We start from the raw sequence: 22,496 nt of genomic DNA on the forward strand, positions 1-22,496 counted from the left end.
CGGTGGCGATTCTGACGGGGGGCAGTGCGGGTCTGGCGGCGGCCGACCGGGCGCTCGGCGGAGCCCTGTCGCTGGCGACGGGCGGAGTCAGCGACACGGTGCTGAGCGTGTTCGACGCGCAGGGGCGGATCCTGCGGCTCGGGCGCGATCTGACGTCGGGGCTGCGGGCGAGTTTGGGGTCTGCGGATCGGGCGTCGCGTACGGAGCGGCTGGCAGCGGCGCATGCGGTGCTCGTCGTCACCGCCTACTTCGAGGCGCTGGACGAGGCGGAACTGCCCTTCCGTCTGCAGGAGTTGGAGCTCACGCGCCGTGAGCAGATCGGTATCGCGGGAGGTGGGGATTCCGGGCAGGAATTCGTGCGGGCGCTGGTCGGCACCGGGGCACCGCAGCCCGCGCCGCACGTGCCCTACGAGCATGTCGTGGAGGAGCTGCGGGGCTGGTACCTCTCGGTCACCGCTCGACTGCTTGAGTTCATCTTCGGGCTCGCCGTCTACGAGCGACTTGACGACACACAGCAGCAGGCAGTCGCGGACACGCTCGGCGTGACGGTGTGGCGGCGTGCCGTGGAGCGTTATCAGGAGCTCTACACGCAACTGGCCACTGAGGTACCGGAGTTCGGCTTATGGTCCGGCCAGATCGAGCACCAGGCAACCCGCGTCTCCATCCGGCAGGCACTGACTGGCATCGAGACCGTCCTCGCCGGACTGAGTGCACTCCGTCCCCTCAGCCACGCCGCCGCGGCCCTCGCCACCGGCTACCAGGCAGCTCTGGTGCGGCCGATCCTCTCCGAGGGCCAAGCCCCCACCGGCATGCGCCTGCCCACTCTCGGCGAGGGTTACGTCGACCCCGACTTCCGCGTCCGTGCGGTACTCGACAATGCTCTCGGCCCGGCCGAGGAGGGCTGGTGGGAGCACGAGATCGTACGGTCCGACCTCACCGAGTATCTGGCGGGCGTCCTCACCTCGGTCGCCTCGACCAATGTGCCGCTGGTCGTTCTCGGCCAGCCGGGCGCCGGAAAGTCCGTACTGACGAAGATCCTCGCGGCCCGGCTCCCCTCGGCGGGCTATCTGCCCGTGCGGATCGTTCTCCGTGAAGTGCCCGCCGATGCCGATATCCAGGACCAGATCGAGCACGCGATACGGGCCGCGACCGGGGAGCGGGTTTCCTGGCCCGAGCTGGTGCGGGCGGCGGACGGTGCCGTGCCCGTTCTGCTCTTCGACGGTTTCGACGAACTCCTTCAGGCCACCGGCGTCAACCAGTCCGACTTCCTGGTCCGGGTGTCCCGCTTCCAGGAGCGTGAGGCGGACCAGGGGCGGCCGGTCTTCGCACTGGTCACCAGCCGGACCGCCGTCGCCGACCGCGCGCGCTACCCGGAGGGCGCGGTGGCGCTGCGGCTCGAACCGTTCAGGCAGCAGCAGATCGAGCGCTGGCTCGATCTGTGGAACCAGCTCAACGAGCCCTACCTCACCGCGCGCGGCCTGCGGCCACTGCCCGCCGCCGTGGCTGTCCGCCACCAGGTCCTTGCCTCCCAGCCGTTGCTGCTGATGATGCTGGCCCTGTACGACGCGTCCGAAAACGCATTGCAGCGAGAGGCCGCCGGCGAGGAACAGCTCGGCGAGGCCGAGCTGTACGAGGAACTGCTGGCGTCCTTCGCTGTCCGTGAGGTGGGCAAGTCGGCCACGTCATGCACGGAACGCGAGCTGGCCGAGCGCGCCGAGCAGGAGCTGCAAAGGCTCTCCCTCATTTCCTTCGGCATGCTCAACCGGCGTCGCCAGTGGATCACCGCGGCCGAGGCGGAACAGGACCTGGCCGTGCTGCTCGGACGTCCGGAACCGGTACGAGACGGATTCCGGGCACCATTGGACCAGGGGGAGATCGCGCTCGGGCGGTTCTTCTTCGTCCAGCGTGCCCAGGCGTTGCGCGACGAACAGCGGCTGGCGACCTACGAGTTCCTGCACGCCACCTTCGGCGAGTACCTCGCCGCCCGGCTCGCCGTACATCTGCTCGGCGGACTGATCGGCCAGCGTCCGGCGCTCTCCGTCGGCCGGACCAGCATCGACGACGACCTGCTGTACGTACTGCTGTCGTACGCGCCACTCTCCTCCCGTCAGATGCTCCGCTTTGTGGCCTCGCGGATCGGGAAGATCGCCCCGGAGGACCGGAGGCGCCTCGGTGAGCTCCTCATCGCCGTGATGACCGACCACCGCCACCGCACCGAGCACCGGTTCGCGGACTATCGGCCCGCGGTCCGTGCCACGTCGTCGCGGCACGGCATCTACTCCGCGAACCTGCTGCTGGTCACCCTCCTGGTCACCGGCGGCCTCAAGGCGAGCGAGCTGTTTCCCCCCTGGGAGGGCAAGCCTGCCGGGGCCTGGCATCGGCGTGTGATGCTGTGGCGGGCGGCCTTCACGGAACCCGAGTGGACCGACTTCGCGCTGGCCCTCAGCATCCGGCACACCTGGAACGGAGACGGCCAGGAAGTCGACATCCGGCCTGCGCGGGACCTGGTCGACTCTCCGCAGCCGGTGGACGCGTACTGGCTGTACGAACGCCCTCCCGGCAGCGAGGACCGCAGCAGACGGATCAGCTGGGTGCGGCCCTATCCGGATCAGATCCGCCACAAGATGGCAGTCTCGGGCGGCACCAACGACGCCATGGTCCTGCACGCCGTCGACCCGGTCTTCCACTGGCTGGCCCCCGCCGTCACCACCTTCGTGGGGACGGCGGAAGGCGTGGCGACCTCGATCGCCAACGGCCTGACGTCACTGTGGCTGGCGAGCGCGCTGGGCGCGCCGGACGAGGGACTCGCGGTTCTGTACGACCATTGCGCCGCGTTGATCGAACCTCGGAACGGTCTCGACGACCAATCCCGGGATCGCGTGATCAGGCTGGTCTTCCGGCAATTGGTCGCCGACGCCGCGCGGCTCCCGGCGACCGTCGTGTGCAAGGTGCTGAACGCACCGGATTCAAGGCCGCTCGATACGGCGTGCAGGGAACTCAGGGCGCGGGCGGCGATCACGGCGCTGGAGGTGCACGGAGACGACGCCGCACTCCAGATGTGTGCGGGGGAGTCCCTCGATGCCCTCGCTTGGGCCTCCCACGAACGGCTGCTGACTCTGTACTCCGAGAGCGCGGGCTCCGCGCCGACGCAGGCGGCGCTCGCCGACGCGGTCTCCCGGCTGCTGGACCGTGTGCCGGCCGACGACCTGAGCGCGGAAGTCCCGGCGCAACTCGTCGACAGGGCACTCAGGTTGCTCGACCGCCACGCCCCACCACCCCCCGACGCCCCCTGACCCGTCACCCCAGGTCGAAAGCGTTGCGCAGCCCCAGCCGGTAGCGGATGCGGTCGTGGCGCTTCAGCGGCTCGACCTCGGGCGCGCGGAAGAGCGGCTGCACCGTGCAGCGCGGCGCCGACGAACCGACGTTGTCCAGTAGGGCGTTGACGGCCGCGCGGGCCGAGGCGTTCGCTCCCTCCATCGTGGCCAGGTCGATGTCGACGGCGACATAGTCGCCGGCCAGGAAGAAGTTGGGGATCCGGGTGGCCGCCTTAGGGCGGTTGTGGAAGGTGCCGACCGGGTGGATGAGGAGCTCGTCCTCATTGGCCGGGTTCGGGGTGCCGAGGCCGGACACGCCCGGGTCGAGGAACCAGGAGTGCAGCGCGCTGTCCTTGAGCGCCGTGCGGCCCGTGTCGTTGACACTCGCCTTGAGCTGGGCCCACACCTCCCGGGCGACCTCAGCACGGGTGCACTGCTTGGCGGTCTTCCCGTACAGGATGCCGACCTTGTCCCACTCGGAGATGTCCACGGAGAGGCAGTCCACCGCGACGCCGTCGCCGTAGTCGGCCGGGAAGTTCCGGGAGGGCCAGTGCCCGGCCTGCTGGATGGCCGTCAGGGACCAGGGTGAGTCGATGCAGTTGAGGTGCCCGTGCAGCAGCGGCGCTCGCTCGGTGAGATAGAACTGAATGCCTGTCATCCAGTCCGTCCGAAGGGTGTCGCAGCGCCCGAGCTGCGGGTCCGCCGCGCGCAGCTCGGCGCCCCAGGTCCGCCGGGCATGCTCCACCGGCATCGCCGATACATAGTGGTCGGCGGTCACCGACCGGCGTACGCCCTGCGGGTCCTCGATCACGGCGGCCGTGACACGGCCGGTGCCGTACTTCACCTCCCGCACCGTCCAGCCGATCTTGAACTGGACGCCCAGCCCTTCCAGATGGGTCACCCAGGGATCGATCCACGCCTCGTTGGTGGGCGCGTTGAGTATCCGGTCGAGTGGTCCGTCAGCGCCCCGGCCCAGCGCGTTGAAGGCGAAGGCCTCGAGGAGAGTGGCGACCGTACGCGTGCTGGCCTCCTCGGCCTTGGTCGCGACGATGTTCCGGGTGAGTCCGACGGCCAGGACGCGCTGGTAGTCGTAACTCATCCGCTCGGCCCGGATGAACTCCCACCATGGCGTGCGCTCCCACGTCCCGTCGCGCCGCTCATCGCAGCTGGTGAGGAAGACGAGCCCGCGGCCCACGAAGTAGGCCGTCTCATGGGCCGGGATGCCCAGGACCGTGTCCAGCGCGGCGGTCAGCGCGCGGCGGATCTCGTCGAGAGTGAGCTCGGCCGGCTTGTGGCCCGGCCAGGGCAGCGGGATCCGTAAGTCCTCGCGCCCGGTGCGGGCGAACGACATCTCGGGTGGCGCAACCAGGTTGTCCCAGACCCCGTTGGCGTTACCGGGGTACGGGATGCGCCGCATCGTGTCCGGCAGGTTGTGGTAGATGCCGGGGATGAAGCGGAAGCCGTGTTCGGCGGGCAGCGGTCGGCGGCCGCCCTTCGCGCTGTCCGGGACGTCCATGCTGCGGGCCTTGCCGCCCAGTGCCCTGCGCTCGTAGACGGTGACCTGGAATCCGCGGTCGGCCAGCTCGTGCGCGGCGGTGAGTCCGGCGACCCCGCCGCCGAGTACGGCGACGGACCGCGCGGCCGGAGCGGTCTGCGCGCCGTGGACGGCGGTGCGTTCCGCAGCGGTGGCCGCGGTGGCCGTTTCCGCCGAGGTCAGCGCCGCGGTGCCGCCGGCCGCGGCCGCCGCCGCCATGAAAGTGCGTCGTGTGTTGCCGACCCGGTCCATCCCCACCCCTTACCGACGGTAACTGTCGCGTCCGGCGCAGGAGCCTACGGAGATCCCCTGCGACCCGGAAGCCCGGCGTGGGCCTATTCGTTCAATGGCTGGAAAATGGACCCATGTCCCGACGCAGCTCCCGCTCCCGGCGTGGTCACGCCCCCGCACTGACCGGCACCTCGCCCTGCCCCTGTGGCCTGGCCGCCACCTACGGCGAGTGCTGCGGCCGCTTCCACTCGGGCGAGCACGCAGCCCCCACCGCCGAGCTGCTGATGCGCTCCCGCTACAGCGCCTTCGTCGCACAGGACGCCGCGTATCTGCTGCGCACCTGGCACCCCGCGACCCGGCCGCCGCACCTCGAACTCGACCCCGGTATGCACTGGAAGGGGCTGGAGATCCTTCAGACCACGGAGGGCAGCCCCTTCCACTCCTCGGGAACGGTCACCTTCCGCGTCCGCTACCGGCAGCACGGCAAGCGTGGCGAACTGCACGAGCGCAGCAGCTTCGAACGGCACGCCGGCGCCTGGGTGTACGTCGACGGTGTCTTCCTGGAGTGAGCGCCGGCGGGCGCTCACCCCGGGCCGGACGTATGTGGCGCCGGTCGGGGCGGGTCACGCCCCGGTGGTGGACCCGGGCCGCACGATCATCAGGACCGTGACGGTCGCCCACAGCAGGTTGAACACCCCCGTGGACATGGCGAGCCTGGCGGAGGTGACCGCGCCGAGGTTGTCCAGGACCGCGCTCTGCCCGGGCAGCACCAGCAGTCCGAGGATGCCGGCGGCCAGGGCGGTGAGCACGATGGAGACGATCAGCCAGGTGTCGCCGAGGACATGCAGACTGTTGGCGGTGGCGAGGCCGAACACCGGCACGACGACACCGACAACGGCGTACACCCGGCAGATGCGGTGCAGATTGCGTACGACACCGAGCGCCCCTTCGCTCTCGGGCTCGGCCCGGGCCCTGCGGACGGCGGCCGGGAACGCGCTGGCCGCGACGGTCACCGGGCCGATCGCGATGATCGCGGCCAGGACATGGACGATGAGCAGGAACTTGGTCACGCCGGCAGTCCTTCGAGGACGGGGGCCGTGCCGCGGGCACTCCAGACCGTGCCACGGCGCTCATGGGAGAAGAGCTTCTCGACCTCGTGCGCGATACGGGGTCCGAGCTCCCGCTCCAGCAGATGGAGCGCGAGATCCAGACCCGAGGTGACGCCAGCGCCGGTCACCAGGTCGCCGTCGTCGACGACCCGGGCATCGATCGCGTGGACCCCGGCCGCGGCGAGCGCGTCGAGACCCATGTGATGGGTGGTGGCTCGGCGGCCCGTGATGAGCCCCGCCATCGCGAGCACCATGGAGCCGCCGCAGACGGTCGTCATGGTCACGCCTGGCCGGTCGCAGGCGGCCTTGAGCAGGCCGGGCAGCGGCGTCTCGAGACTCCGGCCGAGGACCGCCGGGACGGTGTCGGCGCCGCCGTCGTCCGAGATGCGGCCCGCGGCCCCCGGCACCAGAACCAGATCCGCGCGCTCGGGGTCCAGCGCGGCGGTGGCCCGCAGCGTGAGCATGCCCAGGCCGCCGGGCACCTCGCGAGGGCCCTCGGCCGAGACGAGTTCGACGGTGAGTGCGCCGCCGGCGCCGAGCACTTCGTACGGGGCGATCACGTCCAACGGGTCGAAGCCGTCGAACAGAACGATCTGGGCGAGCATCCGGCACCAGTCCTCATGTCTCGGGATCTCGGGAATCCCGATGTCCCGGGACTCTCGTGAAGAGCCGCGCCCGGCGGGGCGGCCGAACCGACGCTATTGAGCGCCGACGGCGGCCGACAGTGGCACGAAAGCCACCTATCAACGGATTCTCGCCAGGCTCTCCTGCCGTAGCTCCAGGCACAGGACCACAGCTCACAGCCCCTTGGCCGGAAAGTGCCGGGCGCTTAGGTTATGGCCATGCACACTGTGGCCGTACTCGCCCTGGACGGGGTCATCGCCTTCGACCTGTCCACGCCGCTCGAAGTGTTCGCCCGCACCCGGCTGCCCGACGGCCGGGCCGCGTACCGGGTCCGGGTCTGCGCTCCGGCGGAGGAGGTCGACGCGGGAGCGTTCACGCTGCGCGCGCCCTGGGGCCTGGAGGCACTTGCCGATGCGGACACGATCATCCTGCCGGGCTGCGCCGATCCGACCGTGCCGGTCGCGCCCGAGGCGCTCGACGCGCTGCGGGCAGCTGCCGCTCGGGGTACGCGTATCGCCTCGATCTGCGCCGGCGCGTTCGTCCTGGCCGCCACCGGTCTGCTGGACGGCCTGCGTGCCACCACCCACTGGCTCTGCGCTGCCGCGCTCGCCGCACTGCACCCCGAGGTCGAGGTGGACCCCGATGTGCTGTACGTGGACAACGGACAGTTCCTGACCTCGGCCGGGGCCGCCGCAGGACTCGATCTTTGTCTGCACATGATCCGCCGGGACCACGGCTCGGCGGTGGCGGCCGACGCGGCGCGGCTTTCGGTGATGCCGCTGGAACGCGAGGGCGGACAGGCGCAGTTCATCGTTCACGACCGGCCGCCGAACCCGGACGGCGCGACCCTGGAGCCTCTGTTGCGCTGGATGGAGGAGAACGCCGGGCGCGAGCTCACCGTCGGCGAGATCGCGGCGCACGCGGGCCTGAGCACCCGCACGCTCAACCGCCGCTTCCGCGAACAGACGGCGACCACGCCGGTGCAGTGGCTGCACCGGGCCCGTGTCCGCCAGGCGCAGTATCTGCTGGAGACGACGGGGTATTCGGTGGACCGGATCGCCACCCAGGTCGGTTTCGGCTCACCGACGGCGTTCCGGGACCGCTTCAAACGCCAGGTCGGCACCAGCCCGCACGCCTACCGCCGCGCTTTCCAGGGCTCGGACGCGCTTCAGCGGATCTGACGTCCCGGGATCATCGACCGGACGCGGCGGTCAGTAGGTGCGGCCCGGCTTGATGATCAGTCGCGGGTTGTATGCGGCAAGGATCTTGTTGGACATGGCCAGCGTGGACAGTGCGTGCTCGCGGTCCGCCCGGTCCTCCGCGCACAGCGGGCTACGGAACCGGTACGCCTCACGCGCGGCGCACTCGGCGTCGATCTCCGCCTGCAGGATGTGGATCGGCATGCAGGACCCGATCAGCGCGGCGACGCTGTCGGGGATCGGTACGGGGATGAGGGGTGACGCGGTCACGTGTAGTCCTTCTCTGCTTCTTCCGTCGGGTGCCGGCGGTCGGCGCCCTACCCCTCCATACGTACCGGACCGGTTGCCGGCTTTGGCGGCGGGGATGTCTCTGTGCGGCAACCGTTTCGGATCACCCCTTGAGGGGCCGGCCATGGGCGTACGCAAGGTTCTGAAGGGGCGGAACAGCGCGGCGATCTTGCCGAGCGTGTCCCGGCCGAACTGGTCAGGAACGACGGCTCGTACTTGCCGAGCGTGTCCCGGCCGAACTGGTCAGGAACGACGGCTCGTACGAGAAGTGCGCACTGCCCGGCTCGCCCGGCCGTACGCCTCCGGCGGCACCGCCGACATACCTTACGCGAACGCGGTCGACGCCTCCCCATCGGTGGTCCTGCGGAGCGAACGGAGTGACGGACGGTGGCGGCCCGTTACCGTCTGGCCCATTGCGTGTGAAGTGGCCGCTGTGGCAGAGGGGGTTGATCGGGTCGCCGACCCTGTCCTCGAGGATCAAGTGTCATGCCGTCCGGGCCGCCTGCGCGAGGAAGATCGGGGCGCCGCCGCGCGAACGACTCGTGGAGCCGGGGGTGTCGGGGCAGTGAGCCGTCGGTGTGCGGGCGAAGAGGACGGGCGCACCGTACGCCCACGGTCGCGAACCGGCCCCCGGGGCCGGTGGGTTGATCCCCGAAGACGGTCTCGAGGCCGCGCGGCCGGTCTCCCGGGTGTCCGTAGGCGCTCACCGGGCCCTTCCCCGTTGCGGAGCGGCAGCCGGGGTGACGGACCCTGCTCATTCTCCGGGGGGTGACAGCACCTCGGACAGGTCGTACCGCACCGGTTCCTCAAGCTGCGTATAGGTGCAGCCGGAGGGATCGCGGTCCGGCCGCCACCGGCGGAACTGGGCGGTGTGCCGGAAGCGGTCGCCCTCCATGTGGTCGTAGGCGACCTCGACCACCCGCTCGGGCCGCAGCGCCACCCAGGAGAGGTCCTTCTTGCCGGTCCAGCGGCTGGTCGCACCGGGCAGCCGGGCGCTCTCATGGGCGCTCTCGTCCGTCCATGCGGCCCATGGATGGTCGTCCGGTGCATCCATCCGCAGCGGCTCGAGCTCCTCGATCAACTCCTCGCGCCGCTTCATGGAGAACGCGGCGCAGACGCCGACATGCTGCAGCGCGCCCGAGTCGTCGTACAGGCCAAGGAGCAGTGAGCCGACAATCGGGCCGCTCTTGTGGAAGCGATAGCCGGCCACCACGGCATCCGCAGTGCGCTCGTGCTTGATCTTGAACATCAGACGGGCGTCCGGCCGGTACGGCAGGTCCAGCGGCTTGGCGATGATCCCGTCGAGCCCGGCGCCCTCGTAACGCTGGAACCACTCCTGCGCCAGCTCGGCATCGGTGGTGGCGGGCGCGAGATGTACGGGTGGTTCGGCGTCGGCCAGTGCGGCGGCCAGGGTGGTGCGCCGTACCGAGAGCGGCGCGTCCAGCAGGGCTTCGTCACCGATGGCGAGCAGATCGAAGGCGACAAAGCTCGCCGGGGTCTGTTCGGCGAGCAGCTTCACCCGGGACTCGGCCGGGTGAATCCGCTCGGTGAGCCTGTCGAAGTCCAGCCGCCCCTCGTGGGCGATGACGATCTCTCCGTCGACGACGCAGCGGTCGGGGAGGTTGGCCAGCAGATCGGCGGCCAGCTCGGGGAAGTAGCGGGTGAGCGGCTTGCCGGTCCTGGAGCCGATCACCAGCTCATCGCCGTCCCGGTGGACGATCGCGCGGAAGCCGTCCCATTTGGCCTCGTACTGCATACCCGGCGGGATCTTCTTCACCGACTTGGCCAGCATCGGCTTGACGGGCGGCATCACAGGAAGATCCATGCATTGATTCTGCACGATATGCGGCATATCTGCGCTCGGCCTACCGTGGCGCACATGGGTGCAGCGGTGGAACTGGAGGCCGGCGGGCGCACTGTACGGCTGTCCAATCCGGACAAGATCTACTTTCCCGAGCGGGGCCTCACCAAGCTGGACGTGGCCCAGTACTACCTGGCCGTGGGGGAGGGGATCACCCGCGCCCTGCGCGACCGACCCACCACTCTGGAGCGCTACCCGGACGGCGTCGAGGGTGAGTCCTTCTTCCAGAAACGCGTGCCCAAGTACCTCCCCGACTGGATTCCCACGGCCCATATCTCCTTCCCCAGCGGACGGACGGCCGACGAGATGCGCCCTACCGAGGTCGCTGCCGTGATCTGGGCGGCCAACCTCGGGACGCTGACCTTCCACCCCTGGCCGGTACGCGGAGACGCCGTCGACCACCCGGACGAGCTGCGCATCGACCTGGACCCGCAGCCGGGCACCGACTTCAACGACGCCGTCAGGGCCGCACACGAACTGCGCGTGATCCTTCACGAACACGGCCTGCGCGGCTGGCCCAAGACCTCCGGCGGTCGCGGCCTCCATGTCTTCGTGCCGATCGAGCCGCGCTGGGACTTTACGCATGTGCGGCGCTCGGCCATCGCCGTCGGCCGCGAGCTGGAGCGGCGGATGGAGGGAAAGGTGACCACGGCCTGGTGGAAGGAGGAGCGTGGCGAGCGGATCTTCGTCGACTACAACCAGACCGCCCGCGACCGCACCATCGCCTCCGCCTACTCCGTACGTCCCAAGCCGCACGCCCCGGTCTCGGCCCCGCTCCGCTGGGACGAACTCGACGATGTGTCGCCGTACGACTTCGACCTGGTGACCATGCCCGCCCGCTACGCCGAACTCGGCGATGTGCACGCCGACATGGACGACCACGCCTTCTCCCTGGAGAGCCTGCTGGAGCTCGCCCGCAAGGACGAGCGCGATCACGGCCTGAGCGATCTGCCGTACCCGCCGGACTACCCGAAGATGCCGGGCGAGCCGAAGCGGGTGCAGCCGAGCCGCGCGAAGAAGGACAAGGACACGGAGAAGAAGAAAGAGAGCGATTGAGCAGCCGAGGGCCACCTTCCCGCCCGTGGGAAGGTGGCCCTCGGCGAGCCGGCCCGGGCGCTACAGCTCCTGGATGCGGATATTGCGGTACGAGATCACATCCGTCGTGCCATGGACCTGGAGGCCGATGTAGCCCGACGCGTACCGACGGCCGTCCGTGCCCGGGTCGTCGGCGCGCGGCGGTACGAACTCCTGGCCGCCCGCATTGTCGAACTCATTGATCAGGACGCCGTTGCGATAGACCGAGTAGTGCTGTCCGACCACCCGGATCTCATAGTCGTTCCAGGTGCCCTTCGGGGTCACCCCGGCGCCGCCGAGTCCCACCCGGTCGAAGCCGTAGATCGAGCCGGTCTTGTACATGTCGCCGTCCGGCCGGTCCAGAACCTGCACCTCATGGCCGTACTTGATGGCGACCCACTCGGGACGCGGCTCCTCCGGATTGTCGTGGACGTACGGGAAGCGGACGAAGACACCGCTGTTGGCGTTGCCCGGGCCGGGAGCGTCGTCGCGCCACTGCAGCTTCAATGAGAAGTCCCCGTACTGCCGCTGCGGGAACCACAGCATGCCGAGTCCGCCCTTGGTGGTGCCGCTGGTCATCGATCCGTCGGCGCCCAGGCCGAAGGAACCGCCGCCCACATGCTGCCACTTGCTGAACGAAGCCTGCGTGCCGTCGAACAGATCGCGGTAGCCCGTGTGCTGCCCCGGCCTGCCGATGCCGGACTGCTTGGCCGCCTTGTAGATCCTCTTGTGCTCGCGCTGATCGATGACGCCGTCCGCGAGCAGCTGGTCGAGGACCTTGTCCACATGCTTGAGGAACAGCGCGTGCGAGGACCAGTCCTTCTCGTCCTCGATCAGCTCGTTGATCGTGCAGCGGCTGCGGGTGATGCGGTTGGGCACACCCGTGTCGACCGTGCCGACGATCACCGTCAACCGCTCGTCCCACTCGGGACAACTGGGCGCCGGGACCCCGCCGCCCTCCGCGACCGTGAACGTCACCTTCTGCGCCAGGGAGGTGTTGCCCGCCTTGTCCGTCGCCCGGTGCAGGACGGTGTGGAAGCCCACCCGGTCGACGACGACCGGTGTGGTGTACGCGAGGTACGGCCCGCCGTCGAGGGAGTACTCGACCTTGTCGACCCCGGAGGCACCCGATCCGGGGTCCGTCGCGGTGAGCGTCACTTCCGCGCTGGTGATGTACGCGCCGTCGGAGTTCTTCCGACCGGTCACCCCGGCCGAGGTCTCCGGCGGGGTCTTGTCCTCGGCGGGCGGCGTGACCACGCGGAAGTCCACGGACTTCTCGGCGGCCGCGTTCCCCGCCTTGTCGGTCGCCCTGTAGCGGACCGTGTGGGTGCCCGCCTCGTGCACCGTCACCGGGGCCGTGTACCGCTGCCAGGCGCCGCTCGTACCGATCGCGTACTCGATGGTGTTGACGCCCGAGCCGGTGTCGGACGCGGTCACCGTGACCGTGGCCATGCCGAGATACCGACCCTGGTCGTCCTTCTCGCCGCTCACCGTCGCCGAGGTCTCCGGCGGGGTCCTGTCGTCGGTCGGCGGGGCGACGACGGAGAAGTCGACCGCTTTCTCCGCGGCGACGTTCCCGGCCTTGTCACTGGCCCGATAGCGGAGCTTGTGCGTGCCGACCTCGTTCACCACGACCGGCGTGGTGTACGCCCGCCAGGCGCCGGCCGCACCGACCGCGTACTCGATCCTGTCCACACCCGAGCCGGCGTCACTCGCCGACACGGTCACGGTGGCCTGACCGACGTACGCGCCGTCGGCGTTCTTGTCGCCGTCGACCTTCGCGGTCGTGTCGGGCGCAGTGGTGTCCTCGCCGCCGCCCTCGGTGACGGTCAGGATCCCCTGCATCGCGCCGTGGCCGGGGATGGTGCAGTGGAAGCGGTACCGGCCCGGAGTGAGCGTGACCTCGGCGGTGTGCCTGCCGCCCTGGTCGTCGCCGGGATTGGCGAGGATGTTCAGCGGTACGTCGTTGTTGTACTCGGGATCGGACACGTCGAAGGTCAACGTGTGCGGCATCCCCATGGTGTTTCCGGTCGCCGCGCTGTTCTCGAAGACGATCGTCGTCTTCCCCGCCACCGCGGTGGCCGGGAACGACGCGTACTTCTCGATCGAATCACCTGCCGTCCAGGTGAGGATCTGATCGGCCGCCGGATCGTCGCTCTGGCCGTGGGCGACCGCGGACATCAGCCCGAGGACCAGCGCCAGCGACGCGAGCAGGGCCGCCCACAGCCTTGCTGTTCTGTGCCTCACGTGTCTCACTGCGCCGCCTTCCGTGCCAGGTCGCCGGCGGGCGGTGTCGCCTCGCCGCCCTTGTAGGTGATGTGCCAGAGCGCGGACTTGGCGTCGGAGGTGAAGAATCCGCGCCCGTAGTCCAGGACGTACAGCGAACCGTCCGGCGCGAACTTCCAGTCCATGAGATTGCGGATGCCGTTGGTCCCGACCGGGATGAGCTTCTTCAGGGATTCGGCGTGGACCGGGATGCCGCCCTTGCCGACCGTCCTGGGGTCGGTGAGCACCGCGTGCCGCGGCTGGTCGCCGTCGTAGAAGTCGCCGACGAACCACTTTCCGTCCCAGTACGACGGCCACTTGTCCTTGCCGGCGCTCGCCGCGTCGTAGCGGTAGACCGGACCGTTCATGGTCGCCTGGCCGCCGCCCTTGAGCCACGGCATCAGGATCTTCTGCTCCTCCACCTTGTAGCTCGGGATGCCGCCCGCGTCGCGCGGATAGTCCACGCCGCCGCCCTGCGGCGAGTACCAGATGGTGTTCGCGGTGACCGGCGGCAGATTGACCAGGCCGTCGTTGTTCGGGGACTCGTTCTTCGGGGCGTCGCAGCTGTACCAGCCGAGAGGCTTGCCCGGATCGGGCAGATTGCGGTCGCGGTAGGGCTGCTTGTTGCCCATGCAGTACGGCCAGCCGTGGTTGCCCGCCTTGATGATGGCGGAGAAGGTGTCGTACTTGGCCGGGCCCCAGGTGGTGCTCGGCGTACCGGCGTCGGGGCCGACCCAGCCCGCGTAGAGGATGTCCGTCGACTTGTCGATGAAGATACGTGCCGGGTTGCGCACGCCCATGACGTAGATCTCGCCGCGGGTCTTGCCGCCGCCCTCGTCCTGCTCCTTGCCCGTGAAGAGGTTGCCCGCAGGGAGCGTGTACGTCCCGTCGTCCTCGGGGTGGATCCGAAGGATCTTGCCGTTGAGGTTGTTGGTGTTGCCGGCGGTACGGCGCGCGTCCGCGAACGAGACGCCCTTGAAGCTGGGTTCCGGGTTGTTGCCGGAGTAACCACCGCTGAAACCGGAGGAGTTGTTGTCACCGGTGGCGATATAGAGATTCTGCCGGGAGTCCCAGGCCATCCCGCCACCCGCGTGACAGCAACTGTGAATCTGCACAGGCCACTTGAGCAGGACCTTCTCGGAGGCGAGGTCCAGCTTGTCGGCGGCCGGATCGAGCGTGAGGCGCGAGACCCGCCGCTCCGCCATCTGCGTGTCGCGGTTGATCTGCGAGTGCGGTGTGTAGTGCAGATACACCCAGCCGTTGGTCATGAAGTCCGGGTCGAGCTCGATACCGAGCAGCCCCTCCTCGACCTTGGTCAGCTCGTCGCCGCCGCCCTTGTTGCCGAAGACGCTGAGCGCCCCGGCGAGGGTGACCTTCTTGGTCTTCGGGTCGTAGACATGAATCTCGCCCTGGCCCTTGCCGACGTCGGGGTTGTTCCAGTCGGTGACGACGGGTTTGCTCGAGTCGGCGCCGCCGCGCCCGATGTAGAGCACCCGCCCGTCCGGGGCGGTGACCAGGCCGTGCGGCTCGCCGATCTGGTCGTTCTGCCCGGCCTGGTTGGGCTGGGTGACGCGCTCGGCGGTGTAGTTGGCGGCGATGGTGGCCTTGCAGTCGGCGCGCGAGAGCCGGGTGGTCCAGGCGAGCGCGCCGCGCAGATGGTCGCGGAAGTCGGTCTCGGCGAAGCTGTCGACCGTGCCGCCCATGCCGGTGTAGAAGGAGCGGCCGCCGTCGTAGTCACGGCACCAGGAGACCGGGTGGTCCCAGCCGTTGGCGGCTGTGCCCGGCGTGTAGGAGTTCTCCTCGACGCGCGCCACGGTGTGCACGTTGCCGGAGGGGTTCACCGCCCAGTTGAACCACTTGTCGGGCCGCTTCCACTGCAACGGCAGCGATGTGGTGGCCGGGTGCTGACGGTCGCCGACCTCGACGACCGCGCGCTGGACCGTACTCGCGGCACCGGCAGGCCGGGCGCCGATCAGCCCGGTGAACCAGTCGGAGTACGGCTCGGTGCGTGCCGCGTCATGGATGCCGAGGAAGCCTCCGCCGGCCTCCAAGTACGACTCGAGCCCGGCCTCCTGCTCCGGGTCGAGCACATCGCCGCCGCCGGTGAGGAAGACGACCGCGTTGTACCTGCCGAGCTTGGTGGCATTGGTGAAGACGGAGGCGTCCTCGGTGGCCTCGGTACGGAAACGGCCCGCGGCTGGACCGGTTTGGCCGATGGTCTCGATGGCCGCGATACCGGCGTCGACGGTCGGCGACTCCTCGGTGGCCGAGGCGTGGAAGACGAGCACCCGTACGTTCGGGCCGCCCGGCGGCGACGGCAGGGACAACGTTGTCGACGGGGGCTCCGGATAGGGCTTGGCGGAGGCCGCGGTCCCGCCGCCGAGCAGGGACGCAGTCAGTGCGCCGACCCCAAGGGCCGCCGCCAGACCGCCTCTTCGGGATCTCGACCGGTGATGTGGTGCGCGCTTCATGTGGTCACCCACCCCTCTCAGGTCACAACAACAGCCTTGGAAACTAGACCTCTTTTCGCGGTTCGCCAATAGGAATGACCTCAATGGCACGAACTTTGTCCTGACTGTGGATAAACAAAGATCGCCCGGCTACCGTGTGGCCGATTCCGGGGTCGGCCGACCCGTCAACCTCCGTACGCGACTGGAGAGTTCGACATGGACAGACGAAGCTTCAACAGGCGCCTGCTGGCCGGGAGCGCGGTCGCGGCGACGGGTGTGACATCGTTGTCCCTCACCTCCGCCACCAGTGCGACCTCGGCGGAGAGCGCACCGGGAACCGCGCCGGCCGGAGGCCGCGTACGCCATCTCAAGCTGTACGCGGAGAAGTTGGCGGACGGCCGGATGGGCTATGGGCTGGAGAAGGGCAAGGCGGTGGTCCCGGGACCGCTGATCGAGCTGATCGAGGGCGACACGCTGCACATCGAGTTCGAGAACGCGATGGACGTGGCGGCCGGCCTGCACGCCCACGGGGTGGACTACGACATCGCCAATGACGGCACCAGGATGAGCAGGAGCCATGTCGAACCCGGCGGCACGCGTACGTACACCTGGCGCACCCACGCCCCGGGCAAGCGGGCCGACGGCACCTGGCGCGCGGGCAGCGCGGGTTACTGGCACTACCACGACCATGTGGTGGGCACGGATCACGGGACCGGTGGTATTCGCAAGGGGCTCTACGGTCCTGTGGTGGTCCGCAGGAAGGGCGACATCCTCCCGGACAAGCAGTTCACGATCGTCTTCAACGATATGACGATCAACAACCGGCCGGGCGGCCAGAGCCCCGACTTCCTGGCCACGGTGGGGGACCGGGTCGAGATCATCATGATCACGCACGGCGAGTACTACCACACGTTCCATATGCACGGTCATCGCTGGGCGGACAACAGGACGGGCCTGCTGGAGGGGCCCGCCGACGTCAGTCGCGTCATCGACAACAAGATCACGGGCCCGGCGGACTCCTTCGGCTTCCAGATCATCGCGGGAGAACATGTGGGGGCGGGTGCGTGGATGTACCACTGTCATGTGCAGAGCCACTCCGACATGGGAATGGCGGGACTGTTCCTGGTGGCGAAGCCGGACGGCACGATTCCGGGGTACGAGCCGCACCATGTCGCGGCGGGTGCTGAGGCGGGGCCGGGGCGGGGTCGGGGGTGAGCCAGGGCGCGGCGCAGGGCGGGCACAGCCACTGACGGTGTCGGCCGCCGAGGCTTCTACGGTGTACGACGCTGTTGCGGAAACCGGTCGTCCTGGATGCGCTGCCACGGGATCGGGAGCAGACTCGGACGACAGGCAACGGGACTCCGAGAAGGAGCGCACAATGCTCACGACCCGTTTTGTCACAGGCTCCCCGAACTGGATCGACCTCGGCACACCCGATATCGAGACGGCGCGCACTTTCTACGGCGGCCTGTTCGGCTGGACCTTCCGGTCGGCGGGACCCGATGCCGGCGGCTACGGCATGTTCCAGCAGGACGGCAAGACCGTCGCCGGCGGCATGACGGTCGCTCCGGAGCAGGGCGCCCCCGACTGGTGCGTCTACTTCCAGTCGCCCGACGCCGACGCCACGGCCAAGTCGGTCGAGCAGGGCGGCGGCGCGGTCGCAGTCGAACCGATGGACGTATTCGATATGGGTCGTATGGCGGTTTTCGCCGATCCGTCCGGCGCCGGCTTCGCGACATGGCAGCCCGGCCGGAACAAAGGCCTGGACCTCGTCAACGATCCCGGCTCGCTGTGCTGGGCGGAGCTGTACACGCCGGACACGGGCGCGGCCCTGAGCTTCTACACCGGTGTCTTCGGCTGGGAGACGAACACCATGCCGCTGCCCGACGGCAGCGGCTCGTACATCATGATCAACCCCGCCGGTACGACCCCGGACGCGATGTTCGGCGGCGTCGCCCCGCTCGCGTCGGACCCGGTGGAGGCGGCGGACGGGCCGTGCTGGCTGCCGTACTTCGAGGTCGTGGACTGCGACGCCGCGGTCGCCCTGGCGGAAGCGCTGGGCGGCAAGGTCAGGATGGCGCCGGTCGACCTGGAGGGCGTGGGCCGGTTCGCGAAACTGGCGGATTCGGCGGGCGCGAAGTTCGCGGTGATGCAGGGGGCGCAGCCGCAGGGCTGACGAGCCCGCACGGGGCGCGCCGTATCGGCGGCGGCCTCGAGGATCTGTACCGTTCGTGCGAGTGCTCTTGGCAGGTCGGTGCGGGTGGCGGTGCGGTCGTTGATCCTTCATTGACCGGGCGTTTATCGGCGCGGGGCACGGTGTCCTGCATGCCGATCAACACCATCACTGACAATGAACTCTCCTGGCAGGAGACCGCGTTGTGTGCCCAGACGGGGCCGGAATTCTTCTTCCCGGCCCCGGGCTCGTCGACGCGGGAGGCGAAGCAGCTCTGCGGGGCTTGCGAGGGCCGGGTGGCGTGCCTGGAGTACGCGCTGGCGCATGACGAGCGATTCGGGGTGTGGGGCGGGCTGTCGGAGAAGGAGCGGCACCGCCTCCAGCGCGGGCGGAGCTGAACCCGTCCCCCCGGCGGACACATCGGGCTCGCCAGAACCACCGGCGCCGGGGTGACGGGGCGCCGATGGTCCGGGCGGTGGCGATCAGCTCGGGCACGGCGGCGGCGAAGGCCCGTCGACCGGGCCAGGGACGCGGGCGTGCGTGATGCGGCCATGGGCGCGCTGACGGCGTACGAATGGCCGGAAGGGCGCCCTGACGGCCCGCAGGGCGCCCCCAGCGTCCGTGTGGGCCGTCAGCCGGGACGCCCGGGCGGGGCCGGTACGGTCAGCCCGCCGCCCGCGCCGCCATCCGCGCCTTGCGCGCAGCCAGCTTCTCGTCGAACTTCGACGCTTCGGAGTCCAGCCCGCCCATGTACAGACCCAGCTCCTCCTGCGCCTTGAGACCCTCCGGGCCCAGCCCGTCGATGTCCAGCACCTTCAGGAAGCGCAGCACCGGCTGCAGGACGTCGTCGTGGTGGATCCGCATGTTGTAGATCTCGCCGATCGCCATCTGCGCCGCGGCCCGCTCGAAGCCCGGCATGCCGTGTCCCGGCATCCGGAAGTTGACCACGACGTCGCGCACGGCCTGCATGGTCAGATCCGGGGCGAGCTCGAAGGCCGCGCCCAGCAGATTGCGGTAGAAGACCATGTGCAGGTTCTCGTCGGTCGCGATACGCGCCAGCATGCGGTCGCAGACCGGGTCGCCCGACTGGTGGCCGGTGTTGCGGTGCGATACGCGGGTCGCGAGCTCCTGGAAGGCGACGTACGCCACCGAGTGCAGCATCGAGTGACGGTTGTCGGACTCGAAGCCCTCGGCCATGTGTGCCATCCGGAACTGCTCAAGCTTGTCCGGGTCGACAGCGCGCGAGGTGAGCAGGTAGTCGCGCATCACGATGCCGTGCCGGCCCTCCTCCGCGGTCCAGCGGTGCACCCAGGTGCCCCAGGCTCCGTCGCGGCCGAAGAGGGAGGCGATCTCGTGGTGATAGCTGGGGAGGTTGTCCTCGGTCAGCAGGTTCACGACCAGCGCGATCTTGCCGATGTCGGTGACCTTGGACTGCTCCGGTTCCCACGACAGGCCGTCCTCGAAGTAACCGGGGAAGTTGCGGCCGTCGGTGAACGGGACGTACTCGTGCGGCATCCAGTCCTTGGCGACCTTGAGATGGCGGTTGAGTTCCTTCTCCACCACCTCCTCCAGCGCGAACAGCAGTCGGGCGTCTGTCCACGCTTCCGAACTGCCGAGGTGGGGAGAGGTGATCGTCACGGGTGCTCCTGGGGGACGGGAGAGTTACTTACGGATTCGTAGGTTACGAGACCGTAGGTTAAGGCGGCAGTAAGGCTCTGGCCAAGCCCGGTATGACAATGTCCCGTTACGTTCTGTTATGCGTACAGGTCGCGAAGGCGTACGGACAGGCACGTCACGCATCCTTCGAGCTTCTCGAACTCGCTGATGTCCACCGTGACCGGCTCGTAGCCGAGATCCGTGAACAGTTCCGCCGACTTCGGGGCGCTCGCCGCCATCAGCAGCTTCCCGCCGCCGAGCAGCACCACATGCGCACCCGACTCCTCCGGCACCGGGAGGTGCCGCGGGAAGACCGTCGGGATGTCCACCAGTGCCGGGTATCCGATGACGGTGGAGTCCGGCAGTGCGGTCACCGCGGACTTCAGGTGCAGCACCTTGCTCACCGGTACGGCCACCACGCGCGCGCCGAGCGGCTCGAAGGCGGCGCGCAGCTGCTGCACCCCCGCCGCGTTCGTACGTCCGCCGCGGCCCACGTAGATCGTGTCGCCGATCTTCAGGACATCGCCGCCGTCGAGGGTGCCGGGCTCCCAGACCCAGTTCACCGAGCAGCCGAGCCGCGCCAGGGTCTCCTCGACGGCCGCCGTCTCCGGCCTGCGGGACTCGGCCCCCGGGCGGGCGATCAGCGCGACATTCCGGTACATGACCACCGTGTCCTCGATGAAGACGCCGTCCGGGCAGTCGTCGGCCGGCTCCGTCTCGACGGTCTCCCAGCCGTGCTCGCGCAGCGTCTCGGCGTACTTCTCCCACTGCTCGAGCGCCAGCGCGGCGTCGACCGTGGTCCGCTCGATATGGGTGACCAGGCCCTCGGCGAGGCGCGGGCTGGGGCGGCGGATCAGGGCTTTCCTGCTGGGCACGGGCGCTCTCCAGGTCTGTCCGGGGTCTGGTCGCGCCCATCATGGCCCGCCGTGCCGCGACGATGGAATCCCCGATGAGCCGCCCGTGGGAGCGGGCGGTGCCGGTGGTGCCGGGTCGTCGGGGCCGCGCCGCCCGGCCGCGGATCCGGGCGCAGCACGCTCACATAGCCGGAAGCTCCCCCTCCCGTACCTCGTCCGCGGTGATGTCGCGGAGCTCGCCGTCCAGCAGCAGCCAGCGATTGATGCCGATCGACTCCAGGAACGGCACATCGTGACTGGCCACGATCAGCGCTCCCTCGTACGACTCCAGCGCCGCCGTCAGCTTCCGTACGCTCGCCATGTCCAGGTTGTTCGTCGGCTCGTCGAGCATCAGCAGCTGCGGCGCCGGCTCGGCCAGAAGCAGCGCGGCGAGCGCCGCACGGAACCGCTCTCCGCCCGACAGCGTGCCGGCCGGCTGGTCGGCACGCGCGCCCCGGAACAGGAAGCGGGCGAGCCGTGCCCTGATCCGGTTGTTGGTCGCGTCGGGTGCGAACCGCGCCACGTTCTCCACCACGCTCAGGCCGTCGTCGAGCACGTCGAGGCGCTGCGGCAGAAGACGGAGGGGGACCTCGGCCACCGCCTCGCCGGCGACCGGCTCCAGCTCGCCGGCGATCGTACGCAGCAGGGTGGTCTTGCCCGCTCCGTTGCGCCCGACGAGCGCGATCCGTGCGGGGCCGCGTACCGTGAACTCTCCCTTCACCTCGGCCCCGTAGCGCAGCGTCAGCTCGCTCAGACGCAGCACACCACGGCCCGGATGGACCTTGGTGAACGGCAGCTCGATACGGATCTCGTCGTCGTCGCGGACCGCGTCCACGGCCTCCTCGAGTCGCTCCTTCGCCTCGGCGAGCTTCTCGGTGTGCATGATGCGGTATTTGCCGGCCGACTCCTGGGCTGCGCGTTTGCGAGCCCCCATGACGATCTTCGGCTCGCGCTTGGAGTCCCACATCTTCTGTCCGTACCGCTTGCGGCGGGCCAACGTGGCGTGGGCGTCAGAAAGTTCACGCTTTTGGCGCTGTACGTCGGCCTCGGCCACGCGCACCATGCGTTCCGCGGCCTCCTGCTCGACGGCGAGCGCCTCCTCGTACGCGGTGAAGTTCCCCCCGTACCAATGGACCTCCCCGTCACGCAGATCGGCGATCTGGTCCACCAGCTCGAGGAGTTCACGGTCGTGGCTGACCACGACCATCACGCCCGACCAGGCGGCGACCGCGTCGTAGAGCCGCCGACGTGCGTACAGATCGAGGTTGTTGGTCGGCTCGTCGAGCAGCAGCACATCCGGCGCGGCCAGGAGAAGCGCGGCCAGCCGCAGCAGTACGCCCTCGCCGCCGGACACCTCGCCGATGGTGCGGTCGAGCCCGATATGGCCGAGACCGAGCTGGTCGAGGGTGGCGCGTGCCCGTTCCTCGACGTCCCAGTTGTCGCCGACCGCTGTGAAGTTGTCCTCGCTCGGATCGCCCGCCTCGATTCTGTGCAGCGCGGCGCGCGTGGTGGCGATGCCGAGCACCTCGTCCACCCGCAGAGCGGTGTCGAGTACCAGGTTCTGCGACAGAGCGCCGACCCGGCCTGCGATGCGTACCGCCCCGCCGGACGGCGTGAGTTCACCGGAGATCAGCTTCAACAGCGTTGATTTTCCGGATCCGTTGAGGCCGATGAGGCCGGTCCTGCCCGGGCCGATCGCGAGCTGGAAGTCGTCGAAGACCCCGGTGCCGTCAGGCCAGGCGAAGGTGAGCGAGGAGCAGGTGACATGGGTGGGAAAAGTAGACATAAGGGTCTCCGGTTGCGTGGAGGAAGGTAGGGGCAACGG

The 22,496-nt window shown here is 69.4% G+C and carries 17 protein-coding genes; 7 read left to right on the top strand and 10 right to left on the bottom strand.

What is annotated here, in order from left to right:
- The first annotated feature begins 2 nt into the window (after nucleotides 1-2).
- Nucleotides 3-3,293, top strand: a complete 3,291-nt coding sequence (locus OG966_RS33805) for an NACHT domain-containing protein (protein WP_326653840.1) — start codon at nucleotides 3-5, stop codon at nucleotides 3,291-3,293.
- A 4-nt stretch (nucleotides 3,294-3,297) separates the two neighbouring features.
- Here the strand turns inward: OG966_RS33805 and OG966_RS33810 are convergent, their stop codons facing one another.
- Nucleotides 3,298-5,100, bottom strand: coding sequence for a hydroxysqualene dehydroxylase (locus OG966_RS33810; protein WP_326653841.1), 1,803 nt, complete (start codon nucleotides 5,098-5,100; stop codon nucleotides 3,298-3,300).
- Between the two features lie 113 nt (nucleotides 5,101-5,213).
- Here OG966_RS33810 and OG966_RS33815 point away from each other — a divergent pair, with 113 nt between their 5' ends.
- Nucleotides 5,214-5,648 (top strand): YchJ family protein, encoded by a 435-nt coding sequence (locus tag OG966_RS33815; protein WP_326653842.1) that lies wholly within the window; start codon nucleotides 5,214-5,216, stop codon nucleotides 5,646-5,648.
- Nucleotides 5,649-5,702: 54 nt separating this feature from the next.
- Here the strand turns inward: OG966_RS33815 and OG966_RS33820 are convergent, their stop codons facing one another.
- Both OG966_RS33820 and OG966_RS33825 read right to left on the bottom strand, forming a co-directional pair.
- Nucleotides 5,703-6,149: a hypothetical protein gene (locus tag OG966_RS33820; protein WP_326653843.1), complete on the bottom strand. Its 447-nt coding sequence runs from the start codon at nucleotides 6,147-6,149 to the stop codon at nucleotides 5,703-5,705.
- Complete coding sequence (locus tag OG966_RS33825; RefSeq protein ID WP_326653844.1) at nucleotides 6,146-6,793, bottom strand: DJ-1/PfpI family protein; 648 nt, start codon at nucleotides 6,791-6,793, stop codon at nucleotides 6,146-6,148. Before OG966_RS33825 ends, OG966_RS33820 begins: the two co-directional genes overlap by 4 nt.
- Before the next feature lie 237 nt (nucleotides 6,794-7,030).
- Between OG966_RS33825 and OG966_RS33830 the strand changes: the two genes are divergently transcribed.
- Complete coding sequence (locus OG966_RS33830; protein ID WP_326653845.1) at nucleotides 7,031-7,993, top strand: GlxA family transcriptional regulator; 963 nt, start codon at nucleotides 7,031-7,033, stop codon at nucleotides 7,991-7,993.
- A gap of 30 nt (nucleotides 7,994-8,023) precedes the next feature.
- Here OG966_RS33830 and OG966_RS33835 read toward each other — a convergent pair whose 3' ends face one another.
- Together OG966_RS33835 and OG966_RS33840 are read right to left on the bottom strand one after the other, a co-directional pair.
- Nucleotides 8,024-8,281 carry a hypothetical protein gene (locus OG966_RS33835; protein ID WP_326653847.1) on the bottom strand — a complete coding sequence of 86 codons (258 nt, stop codon included), beginning with the start codon at nucleotides 8,279-8,281 and terminating at the stop codon, nucleotides 8,024-8,026.
- Between the two features lie 772 nt (nucleotides 8,282-9,053).
- On the bottom strand, nucleotides 9,054-10,124 hold the full coding sequence (locus OG966_RS33840; RefSeq protein WP_326653849.1) for an ATP-dependent DNA ligase: 1,071 nt from the start codon (nucleotides 10,122-10,124) through the stop codon (nucleotides 9,054-9,056).
- 54 nt (nucleotides 10,125-10,178) lie between these two features.
- Between OG966_RS33840 and ligD the strand changes: the two genes are divergently transcribed.
- Nucleotides 10,179-11,216 carry a non-homologous end-joining DNA ligase gene (gene ligD, locus OG966_RS33845; protein ID WP_326653850.1) on the top strand — a complete coding sequence of 346 codons (1,038 nt, stop codon included), beginning with the start codon at nucleotides 10,179-10,181 and terminating at the stop codon, nucleotides 11,214-11,216.
- A gap of 60 nt (nucleotides 11,217-11,276) precedes the next feature.
- Here the strand turns inward: ligD and OG966_RS33850 are convergent, their stop codons facing one another.
- Together OG966_RS33850 and OG966_RS33855 are read right to left on the bottom strand one after the other, a co-directional pair.
- Nucleotides 11,277-13,415 carry an OmpL47-type beta-barrel domain-containing protein gene (locus tag OG966_RS33850; RefSeq protein ID WP_326655488.1) on the bottom strand — a complete coding sequence of 713 codons (2,139 nt, stop codon included), beginning with the start codon at nucleotides 13,413-13,415 and terminating at the stop codon, nucleotides 11,277-11,279.
- Nucleotides 13,416-13,486: 71 nt separating this feature from the next.
- Complete coding sequence (locus OG966_RS33855; RefSeq protein WP_326653851.1) at nucleotides 13,487-15,970, bottom strand: ThuA domain-containing protein; 2,484 nt, start codon at nucleotides 15,968-15,970, stop codon at nucleotides 13,487-13,489.
- Nucleotides 15,971-16,165: 195 nt separating this feature from the next.
- Here OG966_RS33855 and OG966_RS33860 point away from each other — a divergent pair, with 195 nt between their 5' ends.
- From OG966_RS33860 to OG966_RS33870, 3 genes are all read left to right on the top strand, one after another.
- Nucleotides 16,166-17,164, top strand: a complete 999-nt coding sequence (locus tag OG966_RS33860) for a multicopper oxidase domain-containing protein (protein ID WP_326653852.1) — start codon at nucleotides 16,166-16,168, stop codon at nucleotides 17,162-17,164.
- A 163-nt stretch (nucleotides 17,165-17,327) separates the two neighbouring features.
- Nucleotides 17,328-18,125, top strand: a complete 798-nt coding sequence (locus OG966_RS33865) for a VOC family protein (protein WP_326653853.1) — start codon at nucleotides 17,328-17,330, stop codon at nucleotides 18,123-18,125.
- Between the two features lie 149 nt (nucleotides 18,126-18,274).
- The gene (locus tag OG966_RS33870; protein WP_326653854.1) at nucleotides 18,275-18,520 is read left to right on the top strand and encodes a WhiB family transcriptional regulator; all 246 of its coding nucleotides are present in this window, start codon (nucleotides 18,275-18,277) and stop codon (nucleotides 18,518-18,520) included.
- Nucleotides 18,521-18,785: 265 nt separating this feature from the next.
- Here OG966_RS33870 and OG966_RS33875 read toward each other — a convergent pair whose 3' ends face one another.
- From OG966_RS33875 to OG966_RS33885, 3 genes are all read right to left on the bottom strand, one after another.
- Nucleotides 18,786-19,760, bottom strand: coding sequence for an acyl-ACP desaturase (locus OG966_RS33875; protein ID WP_326653855.1), 975 nt, complete (start codon nucleotides 19,758-19,760; stop codon nucleotides 18,786-18,788).
- Between the two features lie 116 nt (nucleotides 19,761-19,876).
- Nucleotides 19,877-20,653 (bottom strand): dimethylargininase, encoded by a 777-nt coding sequence (gene ddaH, locus OG966_RS33880; RefSeq protein ID WP_326653856.1) that lies wholly within the window; start codon nucleotides 20,651-20,653, stop codon nucleotides 19,877-19,879.
- 160 nt (nucleotides 20,654-20,813) lie between these two features.
- Nucleotides 20,814-22,457, bottom strand: a complete 1,644-nt coding sequence (locus OG966_RS33885) for an ABC-F family ATP-binding cassette domain-containing protein (protein ID WP_326653857.1) — start codon at nucleotides 22,455-22,457, stop codon at nucleotides 20,814-20,816.
- Between the last annotated feature and the right edge of the window lie 39 nt (nucleotides 22,458-22,496).

The organism is Streptomyces sp. NBC_01750 (genome assembly GCF_035918095.1).
Taxonomy (GTDB): Bacteria; Actinomycetota; Actinomycetes; order Streptomycetales; family Streptomycetaceae; genus Streptomyces.

Coding starts and splice junctions, on each gene's coding strand:
- OG966_RS33860 (WP_326653852.1), top strand. CDS start 16,166: ATGGACAGACGAAGCTTCAACAGGCGCCTGCTGGCCGGGAGCGCGGTC.
- OG966_RS33855 (WP_326653851.1), bottom strand. CDS start 15,970: ATGAAGCGCGCACCACATCACCGGTCGAGATCCCGAAGAGGCGGTCTG.
- ligD (WP_326653850.1), top strand. CDS start 10,179: ATGGGTGCAGCGGTGGAACTGGAGGCCGGCGGGCGCACTGTACGGCTG.
- OG966_RS33850 (WP_326655488.1), bottom strand. CDS start 13,415: ATGTCCGCGGTCGCCCACGGCCAGAGCGACGATCCGGCGGCCGATCAG.
- OG966_RS33865 (WP_326653853.1), top strand. CDS start 17,328: ATGCTCACGACCCGTTTTGTCACAGGCTCCCCGAACTGGATCGACCTC.
- OG966_RS33885 (WP_326653857.1), bottom strand. CDS start 22,457: ATGTCTACTTTTCCCACCCATGTCACCTGCTCCTCGCTCACCTTCGCC.
- OG966_RS33840 (WP_326653849.1), bottom strand. CDS start 10,124: ATGGATCTTCCTGTGATGCCGCCCGTCAAGCCGATGCTGGCCAAGTCG.
- OG966_RS33870 (WP_326653854.1), top strand. CDS start 18,275: ATGCCGATCAACACCATCACTGACAATGAACTCTCCTGGCAGGAGACC.
- OG966_RS33815 (WP_326653842.1), top strand. CDS start 5,214: ATGTCCCGACGCAGCTCCCGCTCCCGGCGTGGTCACGCCCCCGCACTG.
- OG966_RS33830 (WP_326653845.1), top strand. CDS start 7,031: ATGCACACTGTGGCCGTACTCGCCCTGGACGGGGTCATCGCCTTCGAC.
- OG966_RS33810 (WP_326653841.1), bottom strand. CDS start 5,100: ATGGACCGGGTCGGCAACACACGACGCACTTTCATGGCGGCGGCGGCC.
- OG966_RS33825 (WP_326653844.1), bottom strand. CDS start 6,793: ATGCTCGCCCAGATCGTTCTGTTCGACGGCTTCGACCCGTTGGACGTG.